Annotated in this window: 7 protein-coding genes; 3 read left to right on the plus strand and 4 right to left on the minus strand. The window is 44.3% G+C overall.

Features of this window, described 5'->3' with window-relative positions; all coding sequences use genetic code 11:
- Nucleotides 1–134 precede the first annotated feature (134 nt).
- From AN213_RS09715 to AN213_RS09730, 4 genes are all read right to left on the minus strand, one after another.
- On the minus strand, nucleotides 135–929 hold the full coding sequence (locus AN213_RS09715; protein ID WP_055198465.1) for a VOC family protein: 795 nt from the start codon (nucleotides 927–929) through the stop codon (nucleotides 135–137).
- 185 nt (nucleotides 930–1,114) lie between these two features.
- Nucleotides 1,115–1,831, minus strand: a complete 717-nt coding sequence (locus AN213_RS09720) for a hypothetical protein (RefSeq protein WP_055198466.1) — start codon at nucleotides 1,829–1,831, stop codon at nucleotides 1,115–1,117.
- 73 nt (nucleotides 1,832–1,904) lie between these two features.
- On the minus strand, nucleotides 1,905–3,701 hold the full coding sequence (locus tag AN213_RS09725; RefSeq protein ID WP_054561178.1) for an alkaline phosphatase: 1,797 nt from the start codon (nucleotides 3,699–3,701) through the stop codon (nucleotides 1,905–1,907).
- Between the two features lie 11 nt (nucleotides 3,702–3,712).
- Nucleotides 3,713–5,302, minus strand: coding sequence for an alkaline phosphatase (locus tag AN213_RS09730; protein WP_055198468.1), 1,590 nt, complete (start codon nucleotides 5,300–5,302; stop codon nucleotides 3,713–3,715).
- A gap of 515 nt (nucleotides 5,303–5,817) precedes the next feature.
- Between AN213_RS09730 and AN213_RS09735 the strand changes: the two genes are divergently transcribed.
- From AN213_RS09735 to nagP, 3 genes are all read left to right on the plus strand, one after another.
- Complete coding sequence (locus tag AN213_RS09735; RefSeq protein WP_055198470.1) at nucleotides 5,818–7,245, plus strand: NAD-dependent succinate-semialdehyde dehydrogenase; 1,428 nt, start codon at nucleotides 5,818–5,820, stop codon at nucleotides 7,243–7,245.
- A gap of 183 nt (nucleotides 7,246–7,428) precedes the next feature.
- On the plus strand, nucleotides 7,429–10,077 hold the full coding sequence (locus AN213_RS09740) for a family 20 glycosylhydrolase (protein ID WP_055198472.1): 2,649 nt from the start codon (nucleotides 7,429–7,431) through the stop codon (nucleotides 10,075–10,077).
- Nucleotides 10,078–10,642: 565 nt separating this feature from the next.
- Nucleotides 10,643–11,929: an N-acetylglucosamine MFS transporter NagP gene (nagP, locus tag AN213_RS09745; protein ID WP_095209730.1), complete on the plus strand. Its 1,287-nt coding sequence runs from the start codon at nucleotides 10,643–10,645 to the stop codon at nucleotides 11,927–11,929.
- Nucleotides 11,930–12,173: the final 244 nt, after the last annotated feature.

Raw genomic sequence — 12,173 nt, forward strand, 5'->3', positions numbered from 1 at the left:
GGTTTAATCCCTCAAAATGACTAAGTATTATTGCGGATTGGTATTATACCCAAACCACCTCAAGGTGCGAGTTTGTGCATTTTGAGGAGGCTTAGATATATATACCTTGGGACAGATTGGCAAAAACCAAGGGCTTAAGTTAATTCATCAATGGTTGATTTAAGTATAGAAAATACGGCCCCTTGTGGATCGGTAATCACACTAAAGCGCCCAACATCTGGAATGTCTGTTGCTGGCACACAAATAGCGCCATTAAGCTGCGTTGCTTTAGCGACTGCCTGATCGCAATCTGCTACCGCAAAATACGGCATCCAATGGGGTGGAATATCATCGGGCCATTCATTGGTCATCTCCAGCATGCCCGCAATCGGTTGCTCATCGATGGTAAATAAGGTGTAGTCCATGCCCTCCATGGGTTTCACCTCAAACTGCCACCCGAATAACTGACAATAAAAGTCGCGACTTTTTTGCATGTCTTTCGATACAAGCTCAAACCAGTAAGGTAGGTTAAGCTCTTGCACTCGTTTAGCCCCGATATGCTCACCGGCTTGCCATAAGGCAAATGTTGCACCGCCTGGTTCTTGAAGCATCACCATGCGACCTGCCGTCATAACATCATGTGGCCCTGCCAATACAGTTGCACCTAATGATTTTGCCAACTCTGTGCTTTGGTCAACATCATCAACAGCAATGTACAATAACCAATGGGTTGGCATCTCTCTCATACTTTCTGGCAGTTGATACATAGCGGCAATATCATCACCTTGTTTTTTCAGCATGGTGTAATACATATCTTCGCCTATCGGCTGGTCATCAAAACTCCAGTCAAAAAGTTGCGTATAAAAGTGCTTTGCAGCTTGCCAGTCTTTCGCGCATAACTCGGCCCAGCAGAAAGTGCCTGCTGGGTGTTTTGTATTTATTTTTGTCATGACTGTTCCTCCTTGGTTAAACTTAAGCAACAATGGCACAATTTACCAATCAAACCAGACAATAGTTGCAATACTTCGTAGAAATAAGTAATTTTGCCTTAACTAAACAAACAATAAACTGCTCTAGAAAGCACGGAGTTACAGAGACAAAAATGCCGCTAAAAAAGCGGCATTGTAATAATTAATTAGTGATGATGGCCATGCTCACCTTTGAGCTGATTACCTTGCGCATCATAAAAACCGCTCGCGCCATGCTCAACAAACCCTAAGTTGATCATTTTAGCTAAAAACGGATCGCTTTCATTATCACCGATATCTGCGTAATCGGTTGTTTGGTAGTTATCCCATTTCGCAAACTCAGTCTGCACATTCTGTTGATTGTGGTGGCTGGCTGTTAAAGTAATTTCACGGCTATATGTTGGTGTTGAAATACGAATTGCTTTGAGTAACTTTTGATTGGCAAGCCAGCTTAGCTCTATTTTGCTATCACCCTGCTGTTGTGTGTAATATTCTGTTAGCTCACAGCCTTCACCCGTGCTTTTCTGGTGCGTCATAGAGGCTAAAAACTTATCACTTACTAACTGATATTTGCTACTCCAATCTTGTTCACCTTGCACTTCCGATGGTTGATACTCAATACCACGCTGGGCATGCTGAAAATAACGAATTGGGCGAATTTGTTGATTGCGCAACTGTTGCCATAATTCAATAAACTGTGGATTCTGCTTAGCCACCTGGTGAGGCGTACGCCAGAGGGTAAAGGTGTTTTCAGTATGCTGCTTATTAGCAACTATATCTGTGGTGACCGTATAGTCTGCTTGCGTAAAACCGGTGTTCATATCGCATTGCCCTGCAACAGCAAGTGGGCTAAGTAATGAGGCAAGTAAGATGGCTGCTTTCACGGGATTCTCTTTTTGTCTTGGTTTTCAGTATAACTAATTGAGTAAGGGAGGCTCAGAGCCTCCCAAGAACTCATTACTGTGCTAATTTAGCATCGGCTTGTTTAACTAGGTCAGCGGCATAATCCATAACATGGAAGATAAGGCTTTGCTCATTAGTGCCTGTTACTAAATGTGCACCTGGGCCTACTGCATACACACCCACATCTTCTGCTGCGTGTGTTTCAGAACCTAGTGGTACGACGGCTTCTTGGTGGAAACCAGGTGTTGTTGTGTCAACATCAGTTAGATCTACACGACCCGTTACCGGTGCATAGTTATAACCTGCATCAGCATCAGTCTCATCACCTAAGTCGCGGAAACCGCCACCATTGGTATAACCAACTGTTGTGTATGGCATGTTATCTGCTGCAAGTGATGGTTCATCACTACCCACAGGTACCACTTTACCTAAGATTGGGTTACCACGTTTTGGGTAGCCAGCAATAGTAAATACGTGGCTGTGGTCAGCTGTTACTATGATTAACGTGTCTTCAATGCTGGTTTTATCAAGAGCAACTTGGACTGCTTTTGAAAGCGCAACTGTATCGCTTAGTGCATTGTAAGCATTACCAGCGTGGTGACCGTGGTCAATACGGCCAGCTTCAACTGTTAGCATGAAACCATTAGCGTTGTTGTCTAACACATCAATTGCTTTTGCTGTCATCTCAGCAAGCGAAGGCTCGCCCGCTACATCGTTTGCGCGATCGGCTTCGTATTGCATATGTGATTCATTAAATAAACCAAATACGCGCTCTGTTGACTCTGCATCGATTGCATCAAAACCTGCTTGGTCCATCACATATTGACCTGCTGGGTATTTAGCTTTCCATTCAGCTGTTAGGTCGCGACCATCTGTACGGTCACCTTCTACAGCGCTCACAGCATCAGCAGAGTTAAAAGCTGCATCTTTCGGTAAGAAATGACGACGACCGCCGCCCATCACAACTTCTAAACCATCAACATCTAGGCCTTCGTAGCGTGCTTCTAGGTTTGCTTCAAAATTAACTAATTGCGATGCAATATCTTCACAACCAGCGGTAACTGCCGCCTCTGGCATATCTGATACGTCTTCCCAGTTACGGTCGGCCGATTTTGCATACGTTGCTGCAGGTGTTGCATGAGTGATACGCGCTGTCGAAACAATACCAGTCGACTTACCGGCAATCTCTGCAAGTTCAGTGGCTGTAACTAGTTCATTACCTGCAACCGTTGCACAGTTACCACGCTCGATGTCTTCATCAACACCGATAACGCCAGCATCCGTTTTTACGCCCGATGCCATTGCTGTCATCGTCCCCGCAGAATCAGGTGTTTGCGCATCAACGTTATAGGTTTTAGCAAACCCTGAGAAAGGTAGTGTTTCAAAGCTTAGTTGGTGCTCTTCACCTAACTTACCTTCAAGCTGACCGGCCATGATGCGTGCTGCCGTCACGGTTGAAATACCCATGCCGTCACCAACAAACAGAATCACGTTTTTCGCTTTACCAGACTCTTTTACAACGGCAGCAATGTTTTCTTCGCTAGTAGCGACTTTAACTTGTGCTGACTTGAACCATTCATTATCAGTCAACGGCGCTAATTGCGATGCCGTTAACGACGTTGCTGGTGCATTACATGCAACGGTTGTGTCCGTTACTTCTGCTGAGTCTAGCTCACCGTTATCGTTGCTATCTGCACCGGTTAGCGTTTCTGTACCACCGTTTACGCACTGCTCAGAACCAACAGCTAATGTATTTTCAACGGTTAATGTTTTTGGTGAGTTGTCATCGTCATCAGAACAACCCGCTAATGCCACTACTACAGCAAGAGAAATTAAATTTAGTTTTTTCATCGTCGTCGCCATTATTCTTCAATTAGTTCTAGAGCTTGGTTAATGATGTGGAAAATTACGTTTTGCTCCACAACGCCTTGTGCTAGTTGCGCACCTGGACCTTTTGCATGAAGTGAAATATCTTCACCCGCATGAGTCTCAGAACCTAATGGCACGGTAGCTTCTTGGTGATAACCAGGCATCGTCGTATCAACACCCGTTAAATCAACACGACCTGCAAATGCCGCTTCGCTATATGATGCATCTGCATCAGTTTCATCACCTAAATCGCGAAAACCTAAACCATTTGCATAACCAACTGTGGTGTACGGCATACCATCTGCCGCAAGGCTTGGCTCTTCGCTACCAATGGCAACCACTTGACCTAAGATTGGATTACCGCGCTTTGGATAACCCGCAATAGTAAATACGTGGCTGTGGTCGGCAGTAACAAGAATAAGTGTTTCTTCTGGGTTGGTGTTCTCAACTGCTGTTTGCACTGCTTTGGCAAATTCAACGGTATCGTTTAACGCGTTATAAGCATTGCCCGCATGGTGGCCATGGTCGATACGACCAGACTCAACGGTTAAGAAAAAGCCTTTTTCATTGCTCTTTAAGATGTCGATCGCTTTACCTGTCATTTCAGATAATGACGGCTCACCCGCAACATCGTTAGCGCGATCTGCTTCGTATTGCATGTGTGACTCGTTAAATAATGCAAATACACGTTTGCTGTCAGCATTTAGTGTATCAAAGCCAGCTTGGTCCATGACGTACATGCCATCAGGGTACATTTCTTGCCATTCAGCAGTTAGGTCTCGCTCATCAGTACGGTCACCTTCTACTTCACTGACTGCATCAGCTGAATTGAACGCTGCATCTTTCGGTAAGAAGTGACGACGTCCGCCACCCATCACAACTTCAAGACCATCTACGTCAGTACCTACGAAGCGTGCTTCTAGGTTCTTCTCGAAATTAACAAGTTGTGAGGCGATATCTTCACAACCGGCTTCTACAGCATCAGCTGGCATGTCTGACACGTCTTCCCAGTTACGGTCAGCTGATTTTGCATAGGTTGCAGCCGGGGTTGCGTGAGTAATACGCGCCGTTGAGACAACACCTGTTGCTAGACCTTTAATTTCTGCCAGCTCTGTTGCGGTAATTAACTCATTACCCGCAACGGTTGCACACTTGCCACGCTCGATATTTTCGTTAACACCAATTACACCTACATCGGTTTTAACACCTGAAATAATTGCTGTCATTGTGCCTGCAGAGTCAGGGGTTTGCGCATCAACGTTATAAGTTTTGATTTGCGCTGAGTAAGGGAATTCTTCAAAGCTAAGTAAGCCTTCTTCGCCCGACTTACCTTCCATTTGCCCCGCCATGATACGCGATGCAGTTAGCGTTGAGATACCCATACCATCGCCAACAAATAAAATGACATTTTTAGCTTTAAACGTTTGCTCAGCCTGAGCCGCCGCTTCTTTTTCTGTTAATTTTGTTTCAGCAGCACTATACCAATCATTTTGTTTTTGACTGTCTGGTAACACACCTGCATTGGCCGTCGCTGACAATGCCAGCGTTAAACCAATTGCAGTAGCAATTTTATTAATTTTCATCGTTACGTTCCGTTAGTACGTTATTTTAAGAATTTGAGTGCTAACTAAACTGCACTTGGATAATTAGCGCAGCCATACTAAGAAGGCATTGTTACTAAAAAAGTGGTTTTTCATGACGAAATGATGAAACAAAAACAACTTTAGCTATAGGTAAGTAATTAGTTTTAGGGGAAATAATAGGGTTAGGTGCTAGGGGTGAGTTGCGAGTTAGCGAGGGTAAAGGCTCTAGGCTCTAGGCTCTAGGCTCTAGGCTCTAGGCCCTAGGCTCTAGGCTCTAGGTCAAGCATAACCTTGGGAGTGCTTTATGATAGTTTGGTTTTATCAAAGTACAGGTTTACATGGATTGTGTTGGGTTTCGCTGCGTTCAAACCAACCTACCCGAAGAATGAACAGGCCGAATGCTGAGCGAGACACCACACTAAACAACCCTACCGATCGAATCTGACGTCTGAGAGCTGATAGCTGATAGCTGATAGCTGATAGCTGATAGCTGATAGCTTTTACTTGGAGGTTCTATGTCTGATTTGGTTTTTTCTGATTCGTTTATCGACGGTGACTTTTACTCTACGAGCCAGCGTTTTAGTGTAGATAACCCCGCAACTGGACAAGCAATTACGCAGGTCTCTAATATTGATGAGGCTGGGGTTGAGCAAGCAATAAAAAGTGCTGACGAGGCATTTAGCAAATTAAAGCAAACAACCGCAACCGAGCGTAGTGAAACGTTACGCCGTTGGTACGACTTAGTCATTGAGCACAAGCAACAGCTCGCTGAACTAATGACCAAAGAGCAGGGTAAGCCTTTAAAAGAAGCCCTGGGCGAAGTGGAATATGGTGCGGGCTTTATTAAGTGGTTTAGTGAAGAAGCAAAGCGTAGTTATGGCGACACCATCCCTGCTACCGACAGTAAGCATCGTTTAACAACGATAAAGCAACCCATTGGTGTGGTGGCTGGTATTACCCCTTGGAATTTCCCGATTGCGATGATCACCCGTAAAGTGGCACCCGCTTATGCCGCGGGTTGTAGTTTTGTGATTAAACCTTCGGAGCATACGCCATTATGCGCTATTGCCTTAGCCTACCTTGCTGATAAAGCTGGTTTTGTAAAAGGAGCACTGAATGTGGTGGTCTCCGAAAACGCAAAAATGGTGGGTGAGATCATGACCGAGTCGGAGCGAGTGCGTAAGTTCACATTCACGGGCTCAACCGGTGTAGGTAAGCAGTTACTATCGCAGTGCGCTTCAACCATTAAACAAACATCAATGGAACTTGGCGGCAATGCCCCGTTCATTATTTTCGATAATGCCGATTTAGATGAGGCGGTTGCTGGCCTTATGGGGGCTAAATTTAGAAACGCAGGACAAACCTGTGTTGCCGCTAACCGAATTTTTGTTCAGCGCTCAGTGCTTGAAGCGGTGCTCGAAAAACTCACAGACAAAGTAGCTGAGTTAAAGGTAGGTAATGGTCTTGATGACGGGGTAGATATTGGCCCATTAATTTACCCTAAGGCAAAAGAGAAAGTTCAAACGCTTGTGCAAGATGCGGTTGATAAAGGGGCGTCGTTAATCGGTGACAACAGCGAGCTTGAAGGTAGCTTTCAAGCGCCATTAATTTTAATCGATGTAACCCCTGAGATGGATATCTATCATGATGAAGTGTTTGGCCCTGTAGTCAGCATAATCGCCTTTGATGATGAGCAAGAAGTACTTCAGCTTGCGAACGACGTACCTTATGGTTTAGCTGCGTATTTTTATAGTGAAAACATCAAGCAAGTTTATCGCGTAAGCGAAGCACTCGAATACGGCATGATTGGTATTAACGAAGGTCTTATTTCAAATCCCGTAGCGCCATTTGGCGGCGTTAAGCAGTCAGGCTTAGGCCGAGAAGGCGGCCATCAAGGGTTAGACGAGTATCTAGAAGAGAAGTATCTTTGTGTTAAGATTTGAGCCGTCAGCCGTCAGCCTGATAGCTGATAGCTGATAGCTGATAGCTAACTCCTCACCTTTTATTTTTCACAAAATGATAGCGCTGTCATTTTAGTTTTTATATGATAGGAACGAATTATTAACAAAAATGAAAAATAGTACGCAGAAATACCGTACACTCAGGGCTTAAACGAGGAGAAAGTAATGGATTTTAAGAAGTCACTATTCGCGGTAATGCTAGCGACTGCGCCTTTAATGGCAAGTGCAGCATTAACTCAATCGCAAGTTGATCAGTTTGCGAAAGATACCGAACTGCTATTTTCGGTTGAAGATAACTTTCGTAATAAAGATGCGGGCTTTTTAGGAAAAATTACCCTCAATAATGGCTCTGATGTGGCGTTACCTGCAGGCGAGAGCGACTGGCAGCTTTATATTCACTCAGTTCGTAAAATCTCAACCGAGCATGTCGCGGGCCTAAACATTGAACATGTTAATGGTGACCTTCATCGCATCGTACCAACGAGCTCGTTTAAGGGGTTAGCAGCAGGTGAAAGCTTAGAGCTGCCGTTCGATGCGCAAGTATGGATTGTTGCTTACAGTGACTTTATGCCACGGGCATTTTTTGTTTCGGGTAAGAATAAACCAGCCGTATTTGCCAACACCGACACTGAAGACTTTAAACAGTTTGTGACGCCATTTACCCGTGAAAATCAGTTACGCCGTTACAATGAACCAAAAGATTTATCGGTTTTAGCAACGGCAAAAGTACGTTTCGAGCGTAATAGCACTGATAAGGTGTCGGTTAGTAAAGGCGATGCTTTAAAGCGTATTATTCCGAAGCCTCGTAAAGTCGATTTTAATCGAGGTAGCGCAACGTTAAACAATAATTGGCAAATCAGTTATCAAGGTCAGCTGAAACACGAAGTTATGGTGTTTATGCAAGACTTGCAAGATGACTATGGCATTAGCCTTAAAGCACAGCCAGATCATATCGATGTCGGCAAAGAAAATGTTATTCGCTTAAAAGTCGACCCTAAACTCAATAATGCAAAAGCAGAAAGCTACACCCTAGAGATTGATGATGAAGTGATCACCATCGTAGGTAGCGATAACGCCGGTGTGTTTTATGCGATGCAAAGCTTATTAAACCTCATTCCTGCAAATAGCCAAGGCAGTGCCACCTTACCGCAGTTAGAACTTGAAGACTCACCGCGTTATGGTTGGCGTGGTATGCATTACGATAATGGTCGTAACTATCATGGCAAAGAAGCAATGTTCAAGCTGGTTGAGCAAATGGCTCGCTATAAAATGAATAAGCTACACTGGCACTTTTCAGAAGATGAAGGCTGGCGACTTGAGATCCCAGGGTTACCAGAGCTCACAGACGTTGGCGGCTATCGCTGCTTTGATTTAGAAGAGCGCGAGTGTTTATTAACTCAGCTTGGCACAGGGCCATTTAAATCAGGCTCTGGCAACGGTTATTTGAAACGTGATGAGTTTGTTGAGCTATTAAAGTTTGCGAAAGACCGCCATATTCAAATCATCCCTGAAGTTGAAGGCCCTGGCCATGCGCGTGCCTCAATCAAAGCGATGGAAGCGCGTTATCACAACATGTTAGAAGAAGCTAAGAAAGCCGCTAAAAACAACATTAAAACGCGCTCTGCAAACAAAGAAATTCAACACATAGATATGGGACCAGCAACGCAATACTTGCTTACTGATCCCAAAGATACCTCTGTGTACATGACGGTACAAAACTACAAAGATAACTCAATGAATGTGTGTATGGACTCTACCTACGCATTTTTAGATAAAGTAACTTATGAACTTCAGCAGATGTATCGCGAAGCAGGTGTGCAGTTAAAGAACCTGCATATTGGTGGTGATGAAGTTGGAGCAGGTTCGTGGATAGGCTCGCCAATCTGTCAGGCGTTATTTGCTGATCCTAATAACGGTGTAGCTGGCCCTGCTGATTTAAAACCTTATTTCACACAACGTGTTGCAACCTTACTTGAAAAACGCGGTATTTCTCCGGGGATTTGGGAAGATGGCATCATGTACGACCGCGAAAATTCGTTTAAACGTGATGAGTTCCCTAATAAAACCTTTACCGTAAATACTTGGGATAACATTTGGGAGTGGGGCGTTGCCGATAGAGCATACCGCCTAGCAAATGCCGGTTACCAAGTGGTGCTATCACACGGTACGCATTTGTATTTTGATCACCCATACGAAGCAAGCCCTGAAGAGCGTGGTTATTACTGGGCAACTCGTTACACAGATACTAAAAAAGCCTTTAATTACATGCCTGATGACGTGTATGCCAATGCCGACTACACCCGCACTCGTGAGCCAATCGTTAATTTAGAAGCGTTGGTGGGCCGCCCGTTACCTAAACTTGAAAAGCCTGAAAATATTCTGGGTATGCAAGGTCAGGTATGGTCAGAAACAATCCGCACTGAAGAGCAAGTATTAGCAATGATCTTCCCGCGTATTCTGTCAGTGGCAGAGCGCGCATGGCACAAAGCCGATTGGGAAGGCGAAAACGTCGATAGTAAAAAACAAGTAAAAGACTGGGCTGAGTTCTCAAGTGCAGTCGGTTTAAAAGAGCTTGATAAGTTAGCCAAAGATGGCATTGATCTGCATTTACCGGTACCAGGCGGTGTGATTGAAAATGGTAAGTTATTTGCCAACAGTGCATTTGCATATTTGAGCATTGAATACAGCCTAGACAACGGCCAAAGCTGGCAAACTTATGCCGAGCCTGTAAAAGTTGATAGCAATGCAAATGTTGCTTTACGCACCCGCTTAAACGCACAGCAAACCAGCCGCGTGACCGTTGTTGGTGAGTAATGTTTTTGCGATGAATAAATGTGACGCCTACAGCAAAGTGTAGGCGTCATTTTTGCTTGCGCGTCTGACTAAAATCTGGCGGCCTAAAAACTTCGCGCGAAATAAATTTCACGCCTACAACACCCCGCATCTCGTATCTCGCATCCCGCAACTCGTATCTCGTATCTCGCATCCCGCATCCCGCACCTCGCACCTCGCATCTCGTATCTCGTATCTCGCATCTCGCACCTAGCATCTCGCATCTCGTATCTCGCACCTCGTATCTCGTATCTCGCAACTCGTATCTCGTATCTCGTATCTCGTATCTCGTATCTCGTATCTCGTAGGCGTCACGCTTGCTTGGCGCGTCTTAAATTCAACACCGTTCGCTCAAAACTGATAGCTGAAAGCTGACGGCTAATCCAAATTCATCGTGTGAAATAAACTACACGCCTACGGCATCTAAAAAGTATGTCAGCGCTGTCATTTTTGTTGCGATAGTGTTATAAATATTTAATATCTATTTTATATAATCATCTGAATCAGCAGCGCTGTAGAGTCGAACTGTGCTGTTATGGGAAATGTTATGTCTGAAATGAATAAACAAAGCAGTGTTGTGCCTATGGCGATTGTTGCCACGCTGTTTTTTATACTAGGTTTTGCTACATGGTTAAATGGCTCACTGATGCCATTTTTACAGCAAATTTTGCAGCTTTCACCTTTTCAGGCATCGCTGATTATTTTCTCGTTTTATATCGCTGTGACTTTTACGGCTCTACCTTCGGCGATGATCATCAGAAAGGTAGGTTATAAAAACGGTATGGCGCTGGGTATGGCGACCATGATGGTGGCAGGTTTACTGTTTATTCCTGCTGCAAAAACGCAAATTTTTGCACTGTTTTTATTCGCTCAACTTGTTATGGGAGCTGGGCAAACGTTATTACAAACAGCGGTTAACCCATACGTAGTAAGAATTGGCCCAGAAGAATCAGCCGCGGCTCGCGTTAGTATTATGGGTATATTAAATAAAGGTGCAGGTGTTGTTGCGCCGATTGTATTTACTGCACTGATACTCAGCGATTTTAAAGGCTTTGTAGGTAAAGAACTTAGCCAAACTGATATTGATGCCATGGCCAATGGCTTAATATTACCGTATTTAGGGATGGCTATTTTTATTGGTATACTCGGCTTTGCAGTTACTAAAATGCCATTACCAGAGTTAATTGATGACGATGTTGATGAACAAAAACCGGGGCAGGTAAAAGAAGCGCTGAGCCATCCGAGTCTTGCGTTAGGGATTGTGGCACTTTTTGTTTATGTAGCTGTTGAAGTTATCGCAGGTGACACCATTGGTAGCTTTGCGTTGTCTTTAGGTGTTGAAAAATACAGTGTTATGACATCGTACACCATGGGTTGTATGGTGTTAGGTTACTTTTTAGGGATTTTACTTATCCCAAGAGTGTTATCGCAGCAAACAGCGCTGACAATTTCAGCGGTATTGGGTTGCGTGTTAACTCTAGCGATAGTTACAGGTAGCAATGAAACTGTATTTATATCAACATTATTTGGCCTAAAATCGGTACTGCCTGATACCTTATTACTCATTGCTGTGCTAGGCTTTGCTAATGCCATTGTATGGCCGGCAGTTTGGCCGTTAGCATTATCTGGTTTAGGCAAGCTAACTAGTGTAGGCTCTGGTCTGCTCGTTATGGGTATAGCTGGTGGGGCATTTGGCCCATTATTTTGGGGCCTAGCAAGTGGCGGCGTAAAAAGCGCAGAAGCACAACAAATGGCTTATATTGTGATGTTGCCTTGTTATTTATTCATACTTTTCTATGCTGTTAAAGGCCACAAGATGAAAAGTTGGAAGTAATTATGAGTTTGAGGTTGGGTGAAAAGCGCACCGCCTTGAACTTTGAAAAGCATTTCTAGTAAATAGAAATAATCCCGTGTGTAATGCCACCGAAAGGTGGCATTTTTTTGTTTGGGGTTTGAAAAAATTAGGGGCTAGGTATTAGGGGGTAGGCTCTAGGTGCTAGGTATTAGGGGGTAGGCTCTAGGTGCTAGGTGCTAGGCTTTCTCGCGAAATAAATTTCACGCCTACAATATCTCGCACC

It is taken from the genome of Pseudoalteromonas sp. P1-8 (assembly GCF_001399985.1).
Taxonomy (GTDB): Bacteria; Pseudomonadota; Gammaproteobacteria; order Enterobacterales; family Alteromonadaceae; genus Pseudoalteromonas.